Source organism: Kitasatospora sp. NPDC056181, from assembly GCF_042266225.1.
Taxonomy (GTDB): domain Bacteria; phylum Actinomycetota; class Actinomycetes; order Streptomycetales; family Streptomycetaceae; genus Kitasatospora.
This window is the reverse complement of record NZ_JBHJUK010000015.1, coordinates 67,771-86,394: the sequence shown is the minus strand read 5'-3', so window position 1 is coordinate 86,394 and position 18,624 is coordinate 67,771. Positions and strand designations below refer to the sequence as shown.

19 protein-coding genes are annotated in these 18,624 nt (G+C 73.6%); 15 read left to right on the top strand and 4 right to left on the bottom strand.

What is annotated here, in order from left to right:
* Window positions 1-57: 57 nt before the first annotated feature.
* Complete coding sequence (locus tag ACFC1F_RS09245; protein ID WP_376156769.1) at window positions 58-1,200, top strand: D-alanine--D-alanine ligase family protein; 1,143 nt, start codon at window positions 58-60, stop codon at window positions 1,198-1,200.
* A gap of 88 nt (window positions 1,201-1,288) precedes the next feature.
* On the opposite strand, the gene ACFC1F_RS09240 is transcribed toward ACFC1F_RS09245, so the two are convergent.
* Window positions 1,289-1,801: a DUF3515 domain-containing protein gene (locus tag ACFC1F_RS09240; RefSeq protein ID WP_209411402.1), complete on the bottom strand. Its 513-nt coding sequence runs from the start codon at window positions 1,799-1,801 to the stop codon at window positions 1,289-1,291.
* 20 nt (window positions 1,802-1,821) lie between these two features.
* Window positions 1,822-2,055, bottom strand: coding sequence for an Lrp/AsnC family transcriptional regulator (locus ACFC1F_RS09235; protein ID WP_148642799.1), 234 nt, complete (start codon window positions 2,053-2,055; stop codon window positions 1,822-1,824).
* Window positions 2,056-2,264: 209 nt separating this feature from the next.
* On the opposite strand from ACFC1F_RS09235, the gene ACFC1F_RS09230 reads away from it, so the two are divergent.
* The 3 genes from ACFC1F_RS09230 to thiD all read left to right on the top strand — a co-directional run bounded on the left by ACFC1F_RS09230 (window position 2,265) and on the right by thiD (window position 5,318).
* Window positions 2,265-3,230 (top strand): thiamine-phosphate kinase, encoded by a 966-nt coding sequence (locus tag ACFC1F_RS09230; protein WP_209411403.1) that lies wholly within the window; start codon window positions 2,265-2,267, stop codon window positions 3,228-3,230.
* A gap of 178 nt (window positions 3,231-3,408) precedes the next feature.
* Window positions 3,409-4,434 (top strand): 6-phosphofructokinase, encoded by a 1,026-nt coding sequence (locus ACFC1F_RS09225; protein WP_209411405.1) that lies wholly within the window; start codon window positions 3,409-3,411, stop codon window positions 4,432-4,434.
* A 23-nt stretch (window positions 4,435-4,457) separates the two neighbouring features.
* Complete coding sequence (thiD, locus tag ACFC1F_RS09220) at window positions 4,458-5,318, top strand: bifunctional hydroxymethylpyrimidine kinase/phosphomethylpyrimidine kinase (protein WP_209411407.1); 861 nt, start codon at window positions 4,458-4,460, stop codon at window positions 5,316-5,318.
* A gap of 127 nt (window positions 5,319-5,445) precedes the next feature.
* Here the strand turns inward: thiD and rpmB are convergent, their stop codons facing one another.
* The gene (gene rpmB / locus ACFC1F_RS09215) at window positions 5,446-5,631 is read right to left on the bottom strand and encodes a 50S ribosomal protein L28 (protein WP_014138233.1); all 186 of its coding nucleotides are present in this window, start codon (window positions 5,629-5,631) and stop codon (window positions 5,446-5,448) included.
* Between the two features lie 248 nt (window positions 5,632-5,879).
* Between rpmB and ACFC1F_RS09210 the strand changes: the two genes are divergently transcribed.
* From ACFC1F_RS09210 to mutM, 10 genes are all read left to right on the top strand, one after another.
* Window positions 5,880-7,562 (top strand): DAK2 domain-containing protein, encoded by a 1,683-nt coding sequence (locus ACFC1F_RS09210; RefSeq protein ID WP_376156766.1) that lies wholly within the window; start codon window positions 5,880-5,882, stop codon window positions 7,560-7,562.
* A 73-nt stretch (window positions 7,563-7,635) separates the two neighbouring features.
* Window positions 7,636-9,855, top strand: coding sequence for an ATP-dependent DNA helicase RecG (gene recG / locus ACFC1F_RS09205; RefSeq protein ID WP_376156764.1), 2,220 nt, complete (start codon window positions 7,636-7,638; stop codon window positions 9,853-9,855).
* 104 nt (window positions 9,856-9,959) lie between these two features.
* Window positions 9,960-10,493, top strand: a complete 534-nt coding sequence (locus tag ACFC1F_RS09200) for a hypothetical protein (RefSeq protein ID WP_209411413.1) — start codon at window positions 9,960-9,962, stop codon at window positions 10,491-10,493.
* A gap of 88 nt (window positions 10,494-10,581) precedes the next feature.
* Window positions 10,582-11,166, top strand: coding sequence for a 16S rRNA (guanine(966)-N(2))-methyltransferase RsmD (gene rsmD, locus ACFC1F_RS09195; RefSeq protein ID WP_209411419.1), 585 nt, complete (start codon window positions 10,582-10,584; stop codon window positions 11,164-11,166).
* Between the two features lie 52 nt (window positions 11,167-11,218).
* Complete coding sequence (gene coaD, locus ACFC1F_RS09190) at window positions 11,219-11,710, top strand: pantetheine-phosphate adenylyltransferase (protein ID WP_148642791.1); 492 nt, start codon at window positions 11,219-11,221, stop codon at window positions 11,708-11,710.
* Between the two features lie 196 nt (window positions 11,711-11,906).
* Window positions 11,907-13,097, top strand: coding sequence for a cell division initiation protein (locus ACFC1F_RS09185; RefSeq protein WP_376156762.1), 1,191 nt, complete (start codon window positions 11,907-11,909; stop codon window positions 13,095-13,097).
* Between the two features lie 191 nt (window positions 13,098-13,288).
* Window positions 13,289-13,933, top strand: coding sequence for a DUF177 domain-containing protein (locus tag ACFC1F_RS09180; protein WP_148642789.1), 645 nt, complete (start codon window positions 13,289-13,291; stop codon window positions 13,931-13,933).
* A 2-nt stretch (window positions 13,934-13,935) separates the two neighbouring features.
* Window positions 13,936-14,109, top strand: coding sequence for a 50S ribosomal protein L32 (gene rpmF, locus ACFC1F_RS09175; RefSeq protein ID WP_030056747.1), 174 nt, complete (start codon window positions 13,936-13,938; stop codon window positions 14,107-14,109).
* Window positions 14,110-14,129: 20 nt separating this feature from the next.
* Window positions 14,130-14,900, top strand: coding sequence for a ribonuclease III (rnc, locus tag ACFC1F_RS09170; RefSeq protein ID WP_376156760.1), 771 nt, complete (start codon window positions 14,130-14,132; stop codon window positions 14,898-14,900).
* A 92-nt stretch (window positions 14,901-14,992) separates the two neighbouring features.
* The gene (gene mutM, locus ACFC1F_RS09165; RefSeq protein WP_376156758.1) at window positions 14,993-15,913 is read left to right on the top strand and encodes a bifunctional DNA-formamidopyrimidine glycosylase/DNA-(apurinic or apyrimidinic site) lyase; all 921 of its coding nucleotides are present in this window, start codon (window positions 14,993-14,995) and stop codon (window positions 15,911-15,913) included.
* Window positions 15,914-15,920: 7 nt separating this feature from the next.
* On the opposite strand, the gene ACFC1F_RS09160 is transcribed toward mutM, so the two are convergent.
* Window positions 15,921-16,841, bottom strand: coding sequence for a hypothetical protein (locus ACFC1F_RS09160; protein ID WP_148642786.1), 921 nt, complete (start codon window positions 16,839-16,841; stop codon window positions 15,921-15,923).
* A 303-nt stretch (window positions 16,842-17,144) separates the two neighbouring features.
* Here ACFC1F_RS09160 and ACFC1F_RS09155 point away from each other — a divergent pair, with 303 nt between their 5' ends.
* Window positions 17,145-18,506: a transmembrane domain-containing protein gene (locus ACFC1F_RS09155; protein WP_376156756.1), complete on the top strand. Its 1,362-nt coding sequence runs from the start codon at window positions 17,145-17,147 to the stop codon at window positions 18,504-18,506.
* Window positions 18,507-18,624 lie beyond the last annotated feature (118 nt).

Here is an 18,624-nt window from a genome sequence, read left to right as displayed (position 1 = left end):
TACGCACCGGGTGGCTGACTTTCCGAAAACGCCCCGCACGGTACTCTCAAACGCGATATGAGCATCGAACAGACCTCCCAGAACCCGTCCGCGAAGCCGCGCGTAGCGATCGTCTTCGGTGGCCGCAGCTCCGAGCACGGCGTCTCGGTCGTCACCGCGGGCAGTGTGCTCAGGGCGATCGACCGCGAGAAGTACGACGTGCTGCCGATCGGCATCACCCAGGAGGGCCGCTGGGCCCTGGTCGGCGACGAGCCGGCCCGGATGTCCATCACCGACGGCCGGATGCCCGACGTGGCGCAGGTGGCCGAGGCCGTCGACGGCCAGGTCGCGCTGCCGGTCGCGCCGGGCCACCGCGAGGTGGTCCTCAGCGAGCCGGGGGCCACCCCCAAGGCGCTCGGCGAGGTCGACGTGGTCTTCCCGCTGCTGCACGGCCCCTGGGGCGAGGACGGCACCCTCCAGGGCCTGCTGGAACTCTCCGGCGTGCCGTACGTCGGCAACGGCGTGCTCTCCAGCGCGGTCGGCATGGACAAGGAGTTCACCAAGCGGATCCTGGCCTCGCACGGCCTGGGCGTCGGCCGGTACACCATCGTCCGCCCGCGCGAGTGGGAGACCGAGGACGGCCGGGCCGCCGTCCGCGAGCGGGTCGCCGGGCTGGGCCTGCCGGTCTTCGTCAAGCCGTGCCGGGCCGGTTCCAGCATGGGCATCACCAAGGTGAAGGACCTCGCCGCACTCGACGCCGCGATCGAGGAGGCCCGCCGCCACGACCCCAAGCTGATCATCGAGGCCGGGGTCGCCGGCCGCGAGATCGAGTGCGGGGTGCTGGAGTTCGAGGACGGCCCGCGGGCCAGCGTGCCGGCCGAGGTGCTGGTCGGCGGCGACTACGAGTTCTACGACTTCGAGGCCAAGTACATCGACTCCTCCGAGGTCCGCGTCCCCGCGGAGCTCACCGAGGCGGAGACCGCCGAGATCCGCCGCCAGGCGGTCGAGGCCTTCGAGGCGCTCGGCTGCGAGGGCCTCGCCCGGGTCGACTTCTTCCTGCTGGACGACGGCAGCTGGATCATCAACGAGATCAACACCATGCCCGGCTTCACCCCGATCTCGGCCTACCCGAAGATGTGGGAGGCCACCGGGCTGTCGTACCCGGAGCTGATCGACCGGCTGCTCCAGGCGGCGCTGCGCCGCTCGACCGGCCTGCGGTAACAGCCGCGCACGGAGGGACGAAGGGCGGGCCGGGAAGCTCCCGGCCCGCCCTTCGCGCGGTCGTACCGACCGGTCCCGTCGCCCGTACCTACGGGATGTTGGCCTTCACCAGGTCGGAGAGGGCGGAGACCGGGTCCAGCGGGTTGCCGAAGGCGCCGCGGGGCACGGTGATCTCGACGTAGGCCTTGCGCATCGTCGAGGTGAACCGGTAGCCGCCGTCGTCCAGCTTCTGCTGCCACCAGGTGACGTCGTTGACGGTGGGGGACCAGTCGCTCGCGGCGGGGCCGTTCAGCTCCTCCGGGCGGTCCACGCCGCAGCGCAGCACGGTGCGCGGCGAGCTGGCCCACGCGGCCACGTACGGGGAGGCCGGCGACGGGTCCTTGCGGGCGTGGCCGAGCAGCTCCTGCGGCAGTGCGGCGGCCAGCGCCCGGCAGTACCCGGCCGCCTTGGGGGCCGGCTCGGGCACCTCGATCTTCGCGGGCACGCTCCAGCTGCCGAGCAGCACCACCACGGTGCAGATCAGCGCAAGCGGCAGTGCCAGCCACCGGACCGGGGCCGGCAGTGCCGCCAGGAAGCGGGGGACGCGGAGTTCTCGGGCCACCCGCCGATGGTAGCCGGGCCTTACAGGTGGACCACCGGACAGGTGAGGGTCCGGGTGATGCCCTCGACCTGCTGGACCTTGGCCACGACCAGGCGGCCGAGGTCGTCCACGGTCGAGGCCTCCGCCCGCACGATCACGTCGTACGGGCCGGTGACGTCCTCGGCCTGGAGGACACCGGGGATCTTGGAGATGGCATCGGCCACGGCGGTGGCCTTGCCGACCTCGGTCTGGATCAGGATGTATGCCTGTACCACGGGGGGACCTCCCGGCGGCTGGGTACGGGGACTGCCGCCGTGATCGCCCGGGCAGGTGTCGGGGGTGGGAGCGGGCTCACCGGCAGACTGATCACCACGCTACCGCGCAGCGGGCCGGGGAGGGGAGACCTCTGCACCCGTGGAGGGCGTACGCTGCGCGCGGGGGTGCGCGGACAACGAGTTCTGATGGAAACGCGAGAGGACGGCAGATGCAGGGGACCGTGGGCGAGCTCGGCGAGTTCGGCCTCATCAGGGAGCTGACCGCCCGGGTGCCGCTCACCGACGCGGTCGACCTCGGCCCGGGCGACGACGCCGCCGTGGTGAAGGCGCCGGACGGCCGGGTGGTGGCGACCACGGACGTGCTGATCGAGAACCGGCACTTCCGCCGGGACTGGTCGACCGCCTACGACGTGGGCCGCAAGGCCGCCGCCCAGAACCTCGCCGACGTCGCCGCGATGGGCGCGGTGCCGACCGCGATACTGCTCGGGCTCGTCGCCCCCGCCGACCTGCCCACCACCTGGGCCACCGAGCTGATGGACGGACTGCGCGACGAGTGCCAGGTGGCCGGTGCGACGGTGGTCGGCGGCGACGTGGTGCGCGGCGACGTCATCACGCTGGCCATCACGGCGCTCGGGGACCTTCAGGGGCGCGCGCCGGTGACGCGCGCCGGGGCCCAGGTGGGCGACGTGGTCGCGGTCACCGGCTGGCTCGGCTGGTCCGCCGCCGGTCTGACCGTGCTCCAGCGCGGCTTCCGCTCGCCGCGCGCCTTCGTCGAGGCGCACCGTCGGCCCGAGCCGCCGTACCACGCGGGCCCGGCGGCCTCCGAGTTGGGCGCCACCGCGATGGTCGACGTGAGCGACGGGCTGGTGGCCGACCTCGGCCACGTCGCCCGGGCCAGCGGCGTGGACATCGACCTGCGTGCCGCCGACTTCGACGTCCCGGCCCAGATGGCCGACATCGGCCAGGCGGTCGGGGTGGACCCGCTGGTCTGGGTGCTCTCCGGCGGCGAGGACCACGCGATCGTCGCCACCTTCCCGCGCGGGGCCCAACTCCCCGCCCGCTGGAGGGTGGTGGGCGAGGTCACGGCCCGCGCCCGGGCGGCCCGCGGCGGCCGGGTGACGGTGGACGGGCAGGCGTGGGACCGGGTCGGCGGCTGGGACCACTTCGCCGAGTGACCGGACCGGCCGGGCGGCCGCACCCGGCGGGCGGCGGCGTACGGACGGCGCGCGGCACTCCGGCGAGCGGCACACGGGCCCGGGCGGGAGGACGGCGTAGGCTTGCGCCGAACCGATCCCGCCCGCCCGTCCGGCGCGGGTGGTCTGAACCACTGCAGAGCGGGAGAGCCCACCCACCATGCGCATCGGTGTTCTGACCAGCGGCGGCGACTGCCCCGGCCTCAACGCGGTGATCCGTTCGGTGGTGCACCGGGGCACGGACGTCCACGGCGACGAGATCATCGGCATCGAGGACGGCTTCCTCGGCCTGATCGAGGGCCGCACCCGGCCGATCTCGCACGACGACGTCACCGGTCTGCTGACCCTCGGCGGCACCATCCTCGGCTCGGCCCGGGTCAAGCGCGAGCGGATCGCCTGGGCCGTGGAGAACGCGCAGACCCTCGCCCGGGACATCGGCATCGACGCGCTGATCGCGATCGGCGGCGAGGGCACGCTGACCGCGGCCAGGATGTTCAGCGACGCCGGACTGCCGGTGGTCGGGGTCCCGAAGACCATCGACAACGACATCGACGCCACCGACGTCACCTTCGGCTTCGACACCGCGGTGCACGTCGCCACCGAGGCGATCGACCGGCTGAAGACCACCGCCGAGTCCCACCAGCGCGTGATGGTGGTGGAGTTGATGGGCCGGCACACCGGCTGGATCACCCTCACCGCAGGCATGGCGGGCGGCGCCCACGGCATCCTCATCCCGGAGAGGCCGTTCGACATCGAGGCGGTGGCCCGGATGGTCGAGGACCGCTTCTCCCGCGGCAAGAAGTTCGCCATCATCGCCGTCGCCGAGGGCGCCGCCCCGCTGCCCGGCACCCTGCGCTTCGACCACGGCGACGTCGACCAGTTCGGGCACCAGACCTTCGGCGGGATCGGCAACCGGCTCGCCCACGAGCTGGAGAACCTGCTCGGCAAGGAGGCACGGCCGGTCATCCTCGGCCACACCCAGCGCGGCGGCACCCCCACCGCCCGCGACCGGGTGCTCGCCTCCCGGTTCGGCTGGCACGCGGTGGAGGCCGTCCACAAAGGCGCGTTCGGCCACTTCACCGCGCTGCGCCGCAACGACATCGTGCTGGTGCCGATCGCCGAGGCGGTCACCCGGCTCAAGACCGTGCCGCAGGACCGCTGGGCGGAATCGGAGGCCGTGCTCTGAGCGGTCGGGGGTAGGTTGAGCGCATGTCCCTCCCGTCGCCCGCCCCCGCCCCCGGTGGCCGCGCTCCGCTCGGCCCCTCCGAAGTGCCTCCCCGTACGGCACCCCCCCGCGTCCTCACCGTCGCCGGCTCCGACTCCGGCGGCGGCGCCGGGATCCAGGCCGACCTGAAGGCGATGCTCGCCCTCGGCGTCCACGGCATGAGCGTGATCACCGCCGTCACCGCGCAGAACTCGCTCGGCGTCCAGGGTTACTGGGAGCTGCCGGCCGAGGCGGTCCGGGCCCAGTTCCGCAGCGTGGTGGACGACATCGGCGTCCAGGCCGTGAAGACCGGCATGCTCGCCTCGATCGAGCTGGTCGAGACCGTCTCCGAACTGCTGGCCGGGGTGGACGCCCCGGTGGTGGTCGACCCGGTCGGCGTCTCCAAGCACGGCGACGCGCTGCTGGCCGCCGAGGCCGTCGCCACCGTCCGGGAGCGGCTGCTGCCGGTCGCCACCCTCGCCACGCCCAACCTGCACGAGGTGACGCAGCTCACCGGTCGCACCGTCGAGCACGAGGGCCAGATGCTGGACGCGGCCAAGGCGCTGCTCGACCTCGGGCCGCGCTGGGTGCTGGTCAAGGGCGGGCACCTGGAGGGCGAGGCCGCCGACCTGCTCTACGGCGGCGCGGGCGAGGAGTACTGGTACCGCGCCCCCCGCTACGACAACCGGCACACCCACGGCACCGGCTGCACGCTGGCCAGCTCGATCGCCGCCGGGCTGGCCAAGGGCGAGCCGCTGCCCGAGGCGGTGGCCTCGGCCAAGGAGTACATCACCGGCGCGATCGCCGGCGGCTTCGCGCTGGGCGCCGGCATCGGCCCGGTCGACCACGCCTGGCGCTGGCGCTGAAACGTCCGAAGGGCGGGCCCGGAGGCCCGCCCTTCGGCAGAGGTCGGCAGGTTTGCCGGAGAGACAGAAAGCCGGTCCATCCGAGGATGGACCGGCTCACTGGAGGACCGGCATACCGGTCTGCGCGTCAGCGCGAGACCTTACCGGCCTTGATGCACGAGGTGCAGACGTTGAGCCGCTTCGGCGTCCGCCCAATCACAGCGCGCACCGTCTGGATGTTGGGGTTCCAACGACGGGGGGTACGGCGGTGAGAGTGGGAGATGCTGTTGCCGAAGCCCGGCCCCTTGCCGCAGACGTCGCAGTTGGCAGCCACAGGAGTCACTCCAAGACTTCAGATCATTTACGTTCGAAACCCCGCCGACCCACCGGAGCACTCACGTGAACCAGACCGGACCAAGGGGGTGAGCCTGGACTGTTCCAGGCAACCGGAAGAGCATACAACGCTTGCTTCCGTTCAACGAAACTACCACGACCGCGCAGGTGATCGCTGCTCCCGCTGCCCCCGGCACCCGCCCCCGGCCCCCGATAACCTGCCGGTATCACCCCTCGCCGCTGCCCTGAATGTGTTGCTGCCCCTCAGGCCGTCGCGGCGTCCCATCCGGAGGAGACCTGGTGCTGCACACGCTCGACGCCCCGGCCGTGCGCAGCTGGTGCCAGCTGGCCCTGCGTGCGCTCGGCCAGGCCCGCGAGGAGATCGACGCACTCAACGTCTACCCCGTCCCGGACGGCGACACCGGCACCAACCTCTACCTGACCGTGGAGTCGGCCGCCGCCGCCGTGGAGAGTCGCTTCACCGACCCCGCCGCCGGCCCGCCGCCCGGCCTCGCCGAGGCGGTCCGGGAGATGGCCCGCGGCGCGCTGATCGGCGCGCGCGGCAACTCCGGGGTGATCCTCGCCCAGTGGCTGCGCGGCACCGCCGAGAAGCTGGCCGAGGGCGGCGGCGCCGACCAGCTGCGGTCCGCCCTCCAGCGGGCCGCCGACTCCGCCTACCAGGCCGTCGCCGAGCCGGTCGAGGGGACGCTGCTGACCGTCGCCCGGGTCGCCGCCAGGGAGGCCGTCCGGGCCGGGGACGGCCTCGGCCACGTCGCCGACACCGCCTACCGGGCCGCCCGGGACGCGCTGCGGCACACCCCCGAGCAGCTCTCCGTCCTGGCCGAGGCCGGGGTGGTGGACGCCGGCGGCCGCGGCCTGGTCGCCGTCCTGGGCGCCCTCGCCGACGCCGTCGCCGGCCACCAGCCGATGGGCCCGGTCGCGCTGCGCGGGGACGTCCGGCTCGCGGAGCGCTGCGAGAGCCACGTCCGGCCGCCCGGCCCCGGCCACCCCGCCTTCGAGGTGATCTACCTGCTGGACGCCCCCGACACGGCCCTGCCCGCGCTGCGCGAGCGGCTCGCCGCGCTCGGCGACTCGCTGGTGGTCGGCGGCGGCGACGGCCTCTGGAACGTCCACGTGCACGTGGACGACGCGGGCGCCGCCGTCGAGGCCGGGGTCGACGCCGGGCGGCCGCACCAGATCCGGATCACCCACTTCGCCGAGGCCGCCGCCCGCTCCGGCACCGCCGACGACCGGGGCGAGCGGGAGGAGCGCACCAGGGCGGTGCTCTCGGTGGTCTCCGGCACCGGCCTGGCCGAACTCTGCGTGCAGGCCGGCGCCGTCGTCCTGCACGCCGACCCGGACCGCCCGCCGGCCAGCGCCGAACTGGCCGCCGCCGTCCGCCGGGCCGGCGCCCGCGAGGTCGTCCTGCTGCTCAACGACCCCGAACTGCGGGCCGCCGCCGGCGCCGCCGCCGACCAGCTGCGCGAGGAGGGCGTGCGGATCGCCGTCCTGCCGACCCGCTCGCCGGTCCAGGGCCTGGCCGCGCTCGCCGTGCACGAGGCCGGCCGGCGCTTCGACGAGGACGTCGTCGCCATGACCTCGGCGGCCGGTGCCACCCGGTACGCCGAACTCGCCGTCGCCGAGGGGGAGTCCTGGACGATGGCGGGCGTCTGCCAGGCCGGGGACGTGCTCGGGCTGATAGACGGGGACGTCGTGGTGATCGGCACCGGCCCGGCCGAGGTCGGGACGATGGTGCTGGACCGGATGCTCGGCGCCGGCGGCGAACTGGTCACCCTGATCCTGGGCGGGGGCGCGCCCGAGGGCCTCGCCGAGGAGCTGGTCGCGCACGCCCGGCACCGCAGGCCCGAGGTCGACGCGGTGGTCTTCCACGGCGGCCAGGAGTCCGCGCCGCTGCTCATCGGGGTGGAGTAGCCGGTCGCCGGGGCGCGGCGGCCCGGCTGGGCCGTGCCCGGATTGTCGGTCCGGTGGTGTAAACAAGGGCCTGATGGGCGCTCTCGATGAACCACTGACCAAGCTCGTCGGCGACCGGACCGCCAAGGTGCTCGCCGACAGCCTCAAGCTGCGCACGGTCGGGGACCTGCTGCACCACTATCCGCGCCGCTACGTTGAACGCGGCCAGCTCACCAGCCTGGACGAGCTGGAGATCGACGAGCACGTCACCGTGCTGGCCAGGATCGAGAAGGTCACCCTGATCCCGTTCCGCGGCCGCAAGGGGGACCGCCTGGAGGTGGTCGTCACCGACGGCCGCAGCCGGCTCTCGCTGGTCTTCTTCAACCAGGGGTGGCGGCAGAAGGACCTCAAGGCCGGCGCCCAGGGCCTGTTCGCCGGCAAGGTCGGCGTCTTCAACCGCACCCGCCAGCTGGTCTCGCCGGACTACCAACTCCTCGACGAGGAGGCCGGGTCGGACGCCGCGCAGCAGTTCGCCGGCCGGCTCATCCCGGTGTACGGCGCGAGCGCGCAGATGCCCAGCTGGAAGCTGTCGATCTGCATCGAGACGGCCCTCACCAAGCACCTCGGCGACGTCGGCGAGCCGCTGCCCGCCGAGCTGCGCGAGCGGCACGACCTGATCCCGCTGCCCGAGGCCCTGGAGCTGATCCACCGCCCGCGCAGCCAGGCCGACCGCGAGCGCGCCCAGGGCCGGCTCCGGTGGGACGAGGCGTTCGTCCTCCAGGTCGCGCTCGCCCAGCGCCGGGCGGCCGACTCCGCCCTGCCCGCCAAGCCGCGCAGGGCCCGCGAGGGCGGACTGCTGGACGCCTTCGACGCCCGGCTGCCGTTCACCCTCACCGAGGGCCAGGAGAAGGTCTCCGCCGAGATCGCCGCCGACCTGGCGAGCGAGCACCCGATGCACCGGCTGCTCCAGGGCGAGGTCGGCTCGGGGAAGACACTGGTCGCGCTGCGCGCCATGCTCGCCGTGGTCGACGCCGGCGGCCAGGCGGTGCTGCTGGCGCCCACCGAGGTGCTGGCCCAGCAGCACCACCGCTCGGTCGTCGAGATGATGGGGGACCTCGCCGAGGGCGGCATGCTCGGCGGCTCCGACCTCGGCACCCGGGTGGTGCTGCTGACCGGCTCGATGGGCGTCCCGGCCCGCCGCCAGGCGCTGCTGGACATGGCCTGCGGGGACGCGGGCATCGCGATCGGCACCCATGCGCTGATCGAGGACAAGGTGCAGTTCCAGGACCTCGGCCTGGTGGTGGTGGACGAGCAGCACCGCTTCGGCGTCGAGCAGCGGGACGCGCTGCGCGCCAAGGGGGAGCAGCCGCCGCACCTGCTGGTGATGACGGCCACCCCGATCCCGCGCACCGTCGCGATGACCGTCTTCGGGGACTTGGAGACGTCCGTGCTGGACCAGCTGCCGGCCGGCCGCTCGCCGATCTCCACCCACGTCGTCCCGGCCGTGGAGAAGCCCAACTTCCTGGCCCGGGCCTGGGAGCGGGTCCGCGAGGAGGTGGCCAAGGGCCACCAGGCGTACGTGGTCTGCCCCCGGATCGGGGACGAGGAGCCCGCCGACCCGAAGGCGGCGAAGAAGAAGCGCCAGGCCCCGGCCGCCGAGGACGACCTGGAGGACGTGGGCGCCGGGAGCGACGAGCGGCGGCCCCCGCTCTCCGTGGTGGAGACCGCGGAGATGCTGGCGAAGGGCCCGCTGGCCGGGCTGCGGGTGGAGATCCTGCACGGCCGGCTGGCGCCCGACGCCAAGGACGAGGTGATGCGCCGGTTCGCCGCCGGTGAGGTGGACGTCCTGGTGGCCACCACGGTGATCGAGGTCGGCGTGAACGTCCCGAACTCCACCGCGATGGTGATCATGGACGCGGACCGCTTCGGCGTCTCCCAGCTGCACCAGCTGCGCGGCCGGGTCGGGCGCGGCTGCGCGGCCGGCCTCTGCCTGCTGGTCAGCGACATGCCGGCGGCCAGCCCCGCCCGGGCCCGGCTGGACGCGGTGGCCGGCACGCTGGACGGCTTCGAGCTGTCCCGGATCGACCTCGAACAGCGCCGTGAGGGCGATGTGCTGGGCCAGGCGCAGTCCGGGGTGAAGTCCTCGCTGAAGGTGCTCTCGGTGCTGGAGGACGAGGAGGTCATCGTGACCGCCCGGGCCGAGGCCACTCGGCTGGTCGCGGAGGACCCGGCGCTGGCCGCCCACCCGGACCTGCGCACCGCACTGGAGAGCCTGCTCGACGCGGACCGCGCCGCCTACATGGAGAAGGGCTGAGGGCCGGGCCGGGCCCCCGGATTGTCAGACCCCCGCGAGAGAATGTAGTTGTTCAGGGCGCACCCTCAAGGTGCGTACCTGGCACGACACTTGGGGGTCCTGCCATGGCATTCCGTCATCTCAACGAGCTCCCGCTGGGCGACAAGGTCTTCCGGATCGAACTCGCCAGCGACGACGACCGCGAGGTCACCCTCACCCTGACCGGCTGGCGCGAGGGGGCGGCCGCCGCGCCGCTCGCCTCGGGCAAGCTCCGCCTGCCGGTCGAGGACGTCGCCTCGCTGCGGATCGCGCTCAACCGCGCGCTCCGGGCGCTGGCGATCGTCGCCGACGTCTCCGAGCCCATCCCCGACCGCGACGTGCTGCGCGAGCTGTACCCCGGCCACGGCGCCCCCTGGGTGCCGCAGCATGAGGAGGAGCTGGTCCGGCGGTTCCACGACGGCGAGACCGTCGCCCGGATCGCCGCCCGCTTCGGCCGTACCCCCGACTCCGTCCGCACCAAGCTGCGCGAGCTCGGGCACGACCCGCGCCGCCCCGAGTTCTGCCCGCCCGACGGCTGCCTCTCGTGGTCCCGCTACGCCTCGCCGGCGCTGCTCGGCGCGGCGGTCCCGGCGCAGGCCGCGGCGGCGGACGCGAGCTGACCGCGTGACGCGGTGCCCCGCCGGTCGGACCGGCGGGGCACCGTCCGTATAGCGTGGGCGGGCAGCGACGAAAGGACCTCCCACCACCATGACCCGCGTCATCGCCGGGGCGGCCGGCGGCCGCCGGCTCGCCGTACCGCCCGGCCGGGGCACCCGCCCGACCTCCGACAAGGCCCGTGAGGCGATGTTCTCCACCCTGGAGGCGCTCCGCGGCACCCTGCACGGGGCCCGGATGCTGGACCTCTTCGGCGGATCGGGTGCGGTCGGCCTGGAGGCGCTGTCGCGCGGCGCCGAGCACGTCCTGCTGGTCGAGGCGGACGGACAGGCGGCCCGGGTGATCCGGGAGAACGTGCGGACCGTCGGCCTGACCGGCGCGGTGGTGCAGGCCGCCCGTGCCGAGAAGGTGATCGCCGGCCCGACCCCGGAGACCCCGTACGACCTGGTCTTCCTCGATCCGCCGTACGTCGTCACCGACGACGAGGTGCGCGAGATGCTGATCACACTCCTCGCCGGGGGCTGGCTCGCGGACGAAGCACTCGTCACCGTGGAGCGCAGCACCCGAGGCGGCGCGTTCGGCTGGCCCGAAGGCTTCGAGGAGCTGCGTTCCCGCCGTTACGGCGAGGGCACGCTCTGGTACGGTCGCGCCGCCGCCGAGGCCCGCCAGATCCCGTAGCGGGCCGAGGAGGCCCGCAGCACCCGTCACCCCACGAGGGAGCATCCACGCCATGCGCCGCGCCGTCTGCCCCGGATCGTTCGACCCGATCACCAACGGTCATCTCGACATCATCGAGCGGGCCTCGAAGCTGTACGACGTGGTGCATGTCGCGGTCGCGATCAACCGGAACAAGCAGGGCATGTTCACCATCGAGGAGCGGATCGAGCTCATCGAGGAGACCACCGCCAAGTACGGCAACATCGTGGTCGAGTCGCACCTCGGCCTGCTGGTGGACTTCTGCCGGGAGCGCGGCATCCCGGCGATCGTCAAGGGCCTGCGCGCCGTCAGCGACTTCGACTACGAGCTGCAGATGGCCCAGATGAACCACGGGCTGACCGGCGTCGAGACGCTGTTCCTGCCGACCTCGCCGACGTACAGCTTCCTCTCCTCCACGCTGGTCAAGGAGGTCGCCTCGTACGGGGGCGACGTCTCGCACCTGCTGCCGGAGACGGTGCACCGCCGGCTGGTCGAGCGGATCGCGGAGCGCCGGGCGCAGCAGTAGCGGCCGCGGAACGGGTGCGTCCGTTTCTGCCGGTTCGTCACCACTTGTCCCGGGTGCGTCCGGGCGGGCCGGTCCGGGCGTTGTGACCTCGCCCCGCAGTGGCCGTACAGTCTGTACTCCCTGCCCTGCGGTGAGGTCCACCGCGCCGGGCCTGCCTCCGCCGGACCGTCGGCGGCACACGGAAAGACGGAGCCCCGTGGACGTGCAGAACAAGGTCGACGAGATCGTCGCGGCCGTCGAGAACGCCCGCTCGATGCCCATGTCGGCCTCCTGCGTGGTGAACCGGGCCGAGCTGGTCGGCCTGCTCCAGGACCTCAGGTCGGCGTTGCCCGCCGAGCTGGCCCACGCCCAGTCGGTGATGGCCGACCACGAGCAGGTGGTGGCGGACGCCGAGGCCGAGGCCGACCGGATCATCCAGGGCGCGCACGCCGAGCGCGGCTCGCTGATCTCGGACACCGAGGTGGTCCGCCGGGCCCAGGCCGAGGCGGACCGGATCCTCGCCGAGGCGCGCGCCGAGGCCGAGACCAAGCGCGCCGAGGCCGACGACTACGTCGACAGCAAGCTCGCCAACTTCGAGGTCGTGCTCACCAAGACGCTCGGCGCCGTCGGCCGCGGCCGGACCAAGCTGCGCGGCGACTCCAGCGTCTTCGAGACCGAGTACGACGGCGAGGGCGACGGCGAGGAGTTCCGGCCGCAGCCCAGGATCACCCCGAGCCCCGAGGTCGACGAGTACGTCGACGTGAAGCTCGCCACCCTGGAGAACGTGCTCAGCGCGACCTTGGAGGCCGTCGGCAAGGGCCGCGACAAGCTGCTCGGCAAGGCCCCGATCGACGAGCTGGGCGCCTACCTGGCCGCCGCCGACCAGGCCCAGCAGGCCAAGGACCGGGCCGAGGCGGTCGCCGCCGGCTTCGCCGCGGAGGCCAATGGCGACGACATCGCCTGGTACCGCGAGGACGTCCCGCAGCAGCAGACCTGGCCCGAGCAGACCCCGGCCGCGGCCGGCTGGCAGGCTCCCGGCACCGACCAGTACGCCGCGGCCGCGCAGCAGCCCGGCGGGCAGTACGCCGAGGTGTACGGCGGCGGCTACGACCCGGCCGGCCAGGCCGACCCGTACGGCGCGCAGTACGCCTACGGGCAGCAGCAGCCGGCCTACCCGGCCGGGCAGGAGCAGGGCGAATGGGGGCAGCCCGGGCCCGAGGGCCAGGGGGGCTACCCGCAGCCGCAGCAGGGCTACCCGGCGCAGCAGTACGACGCCTACGGCTACCCGCAGCAGCCGGCCAACCCGCCCGCCCTTCCGCAGCAGCAGCAGGCCGGCCTGGACGAGACCAGCTTCTTCGACACCAGCATGATCGACATGACCCGCCTGCGGGAGCTCGGCGGCCGCTGAGCCGTGCGCCGGCCCGGCGGCGGCCGGGTCCGGGGCGCCGGACCGGTCGGGCCGGAAGGACCGAAGTTGGGCCTGGCGGGAGACTCCGGTAGTCTGACCACTCCGGCCTCTCCGTGTCGGGCTGTCGGTCTGCCCGCGCATCCTCCGGTGAGCAGCGCCGCGCATCAGTTTTCTCAGGAAGTCAGGACACCTTGAACCGCCTCGACCACCGCGACCCCCTCGTGTTCGACACGCACGAGCTCGGCCGTCGCCCGGGCTCGCTGCGCAAGGTGTCCCGCACCCTGGAGGCCCCCGAGGGCCTCGGGATCATCGATGTGATCGGCGTCCCGGAGAAGAGCGAGATCCGGCTGGAGCTCCGCCTGGAGTCGGTGGTCGAGGGTGTGCTGGTCACCGGCACGGCCGAGGCCCACGTCGAGGGCGAGTGCGTGCGGTGCCTGGAGCCCGTCGAGGACGACCTCGACGTCGACTTCCAGGAGCTGTACTACTACCCGGAGTCCGACGAGCGTCACCGCGCCCGGACCGCCGGGGCCGAGGACCTCGACGAGGACCCGGAAGAAGAGACTTACCGTCTGGAGGGCGACTTCTTCGACCTCCAGCCGGTGCTGCGTGACGCGGTGGTGCTCGCACTGCCGCTGCAGCCGGTGTGCCAGGAAGACTGCCTGGGCCTGTGCTCCGAGTGCGGAGCGCGCCTGAGCGACGACCCGGCGCACCACCACGACGCCGTCGACCCCAGGTGGGCGGCTCTGCAGGGACTCTCCGCCGCCCCCGGCGACGAGGGTGACGGGATCAAGAACAGCGACACCCGTGAGGGTGCCGCCGAGAACCAGGAGAAGTAGCCGTGGCTGTTCCGAAGCGGAAGATGTCGCGCAGCAACACGCGCCACCGCCGTTCCAACTGGAAGGCCGTCGTTCCGGCCCTCGTGGCGTGCGACCGCTGCCACGAGCCGAAGCTCGGCCACATCGCGTGCCCGAGCTGCGGCACGTACAACCGTCGCCAGGTCCTCTCGGTCTGATCGGCGGGGTGTACGGATCGATGTCGGACGGTAACTCCTCCCGCAAGTCGGCTTCCAACGGAGGCAGGGCCGGCGGGCCGGCTTCGACCGAATACGACGTTCTGGAAGGGCGCCTCGGGTACACACTCGAGCGCGCCCTTCTGGTACGTGCACTGACCCACCGCTCGTACGCGTACGAGAACGGCGGGCTGCCCACCAACGAGCGCCTGGAGTTCCTCGGCGACTCGGTGCTGGGCCTGGTGGTGACCGACACCCTCTACCGCGTCCACCCGGACGTCCCGGAGGGCACGCTCGCCAAGCTGCGCGCCGCGGTGGTCAACTCGCGCGCGCTCGCCGATGTCGGGCGCGGCCTGGAGCTCGGCACCTTCATCCGGCTCGGCAAGGGCGAGGAGGGTACCGGCGGCCGCGACAAGTCGTCGATCCTCGCCGACACCGTCGAGGCCGTGATCGGCGCCGTCTACCTGGACCAGGGCCTGGACGCGGCCACCGAGTTCGTCCACCGGCTGTTCGACCCGCTGATCGAGGAGTCCTCGCAGCTGGGCGCCGGCCTGGACTGGAAGACCAGCCTCCAGGAGCTGACCGCCTCGGTGGGCATCGGCGTGCCGGAGTACGTGGTCGAGGAGTCCGGCCCGGACCACGAGAAGACCTTCACCGCCGCGGCCCGGGTGGCCGGCGAGGGCTTCGGCAGCGGCGTCGGCCGCTCCAAGAAGGAAGCCGAGCAGAAGGCCGCGGAGAGCGCCTGGCGGGCGATCAAGGACAAGTACGCCGACCGGCTGCCCGGCGGCGCCTGAGCGGCAAGCCCCGCCGTGGGCACCGCGGCAGGGCGTCCCGTGCACGCAGTAACCTTCCTCCTGCAGATCCCCGTCGCAGGAGGCAGGTTCACGTGCCCGAACTCCCCGAGGTAGAGGTCGTCCGCCGGGGCCTGGCCAACTGGGTCGCCGGGCGGACGGTCGCCGGTGTCGACGTACTGCACCCGCGGGCGGTCCGCCGCCAGCCCGCCGGTGCGGCCGACTTCGCCGCGCGGCTGACCGGCACCACGCTCGGTACCGCGCAGCGCCGCGGCAAGTACCTCTGGGTGCCGTTGTCGGGCTCCGGGGCGGGGCCGCAGGCCGACGGGGGGTCCTCCCGACCGGGGGCCGGGGGATTCTCGATGATCGGCCACCTCGGGATGAGCGGCCAACTCCTCGTCCAGGACCCGGCGGTGCCCGACGAGACCCACCTGCGGGTCCGGCTCCGGTTCACCGACGGCGGGCGCGAGCTGCGCTTCGTCGACCAGCGGACCTTCGGCGGGCTGGCCGTCGAGGAGGCCGAGGACGGCGACCCCGAGGGCACCCCGGTCTCCATCGCGCACATCGCCCGCGACCCGCTCGACCCGCGCTTCGACGACGCCGCCTTCGTGGCCGCGCTGCGCGCCAGGCGCACCACGGTCAAGCGGGCGCTGCTCGACCAGACCCTGATCAGCGGGGTCGGCAACATCTACGCGGACGAGGCGCTCTGGCGCTCCAGGCTGCACTACGACCGCCCGACCGCCTCGCTCACCCGCCCGCAGGCCGCCGTCCTGCTGGCCGGCGCCCGGGACGTGATGACCGCGGCCCTCGCCGTCGGCGGCACCAGCTTCGACAGCCTCTACGTCAACGTGAACGGCGAGAGCGGCTACTTCTCCCGCGACCTCGACGCCTACGGCCGTGAGGACGAGCCCTGCCGCCGCTGCGGCACCGCGATCCGCCGGGCCGCCTGGATGAACCGCTCCAGCTACTTCTGCCCCCGCTGCCAGCGCGTCCCGCGCGCCCGCACCGGGGGCTGAGCGGGGCCTACCGCTTCGTGAGCTCGGGCTGCGGGTGGTCCGACTCGGCCGGGCCGTGGGTGTCCTGGCCGAAGTAGGCGACGCCGACCGCCGAGACGACGGCGAGCACGAAGCCGAGCACGCCGAGCCAGGCGAGGCCCTCCTTCGAGGAGTCGCCCAGCCAGATGACGCCGACCGCACCGGGCAGCACCGTCTCACCGACCACCAGGGCGGCGGTCGCGCCGTTCACCGAGCCGATCTGCAGCGCGACGGTGTGCACGTACATGCCGCCGAGGCCGCCGACCAGGATCGCGTACAGGGCCGGGTCGGAGAGCAGCTTGCCGAGCTCGAACGGGTCGACGCCGTTGAGGATGCGCACGCCGACGCCGAGTGCGCCGAAGCCGAGGCCGGAGAGCAGGCCGGCGACGATCGCGCCATTGGCGCCCATCCGCCGCACCAGCAGGCTGCCGCCGACCAGCAGGACCGTGGTGATCAGCAGCAGCCACCAGTGGAAGGACATCGCCGCGTGGTGGCCGCCCTCCGGGCCCGCCGAGACGGCCAGCAGCACGAGTGCCGAGCAGAGCACGCCGATCGACGCCCACTCCAGCTGCTTCAGCCGCAGGCCGAGCAGCTTGATGCTCAGCAGCGCGGTGATCACCAGGTTGGCGCTGATGATGGTCTGCGAGAGGAACAGCGGCAGCAGCCGCGCGGCCAGCGCGCCGAGCCCGAACCCGATGAAGTCGAGCACCGTGCCGAGGATGAACTCCCAGGTGACGGCGGCCTTCGCGGTGGAGGCGAGGCTTGGCCCGCCGTGCGCGGTGGTGCCGGCCGAGGCGCCCCCGGCGGCGGCCTCCTCCCGGGCGGAGCGCCGTGATCCGACGGCCTGCAGGACCGAACCGGTGCCGTAGCAGGCAGAGGCCGCCACGGCGGTGACGAGGCCGATGAACACCCGGTGCTCCGATCGAGAGAAGTGGTCAAGAGAAGGTCAAGGGGAGGAGGTGCGGCCACCACTATGCCCGGTCGCGCGGTAGCGTCGGACCGCCCGGCGGCCGCCCCGCGATCACCCGGGCCCGCCGGAACGTACGTCCGGGCCGGTGGCGCGGTTCCCGGCGGTGGCGCGATTCGGGGGCGGTCGAGGGAAACATCATCCCCGAGGAGGGGAACGGCCCCGGCGGACGGTGGGGGTGCGCCCGTCCGCCCGTACGCGAAGGGTATGCCCTTCCGGGACGCCGGTAGCGGTAGCGTCGGTGGCATGAGAACCCTTGCTCGACGACGTTCCCGGGGCGCCGGGCCCCTGGCCCTGGTGGCGGCGCTGCTCGGGCTGCTGCTCCTGCTGGCGCCGGCGGCCTCCGCGGCCGGCGGCCTGGACGACGCCGCCGCGACGCTCAAGCAGGGCCGGGTCTACGTCGACCCGGCGATGACGGGCAGGTTCAGCCAGAGCCAGGCCGACGCGCTGACCGAGAAGATCCGCAAGGCGGACAAGCCGATCTTCGTCGCGGTGGTCCCGGCCGCCGACCCGTACGGCGCCCAGACCGTCTTCAACGACCTGCGCACCAAGGTGGGCATCAACGGTGCCTACGGCGTCTGGCGCGGTGACCAGTTCCAGGCCCGCTCCAACCGCGAGGCGCTGCCCACCGCGAGCGCCGAACGCATCGCGGGCGCGGCCTTCCGCTCCCACCCGGGCGACATCGACGCCACCCTGAACGACTTCGTCGACACCGCGGCCCCGCAGGTCAAGGGCCACGGCGTGAACAGCACCAGGGGCGGCGTCTCCACCGCCGCGATCGTCGTCCCGCTGGCCCTGCTGGCGCTGGCCGGCACCGGCGTCTTCCTGCTCTTCCGCCGGGCGAAGAAGCGCAAGGAGCAGCAGCGGCAGGCCGAGCTGGCGCAGCTGCGCCAGGTGGTGGACGAGGACATCACCGCTTTCGGCGAGGAGCTGGACCGGCTCGACTTCAGCCCGGGTGCCGCGGACGCCGACGACGTCCAGCGCGCCGACTACACGCACGCGCTCGACTCCTACGAGCGGGCCAAGCAGAGCATGGACGCGGCCAAGGGGCCGGAGGACGTCAAGCCGGTCACCGAGGCGCTGGAGGACGGCCGGTTCGCGCTGGCCACCCTGGCCGCCCGGCGGGAGAAGCGTCCGCTGCCCGAGCGCCGTCCGCCGTGCTTCTTCGACCCGCGCCACGGCCCGTCCGTGCAGGACGCCGACTGGGCCCCCGCCGGCGGCGCCGCGCGCACCGTCCCGGTCTGCCGGGCGGACGCGGACCGGCTGGCGGCCGGCCAGGACCCGGACATCCGGACCGTCCCCACCGAGCACGGTCCCCAGCCCTACTGGAACGCCGGCCCGGCGTACGGCCCCTGGGCGGGCGGCTACTTCGGCGGCTTCGGCGGCGGCGGCCTGCTGCCCGGCCTGCTGGTCGGCACCATGCTCGGCTCGATGATGAGCACGCCCGCCTACGGCGCCCCGGTCGACGCCGGCTCCGGCTACGAGGGCGGCGACTACACCGGTGCCGACTACAACTCCTCCGACTTCGGCGGCGGCTTCGACAGCGGCGGCGACTTCGGTGGCGGCGGTGACTTTGGCGGCGGGGGCGACTTCGGCGGAGGCTTCTGACCCCGCCGGACGCGACCACCTGCACTGCGGCCCCGCCACCCACCCGGCGGGGCCGCAGCGCTGTCCGGAGGAGCCCGCGCCGTCCGGACCGCGGTGGTGCCGTACGGAACAGCGGTGC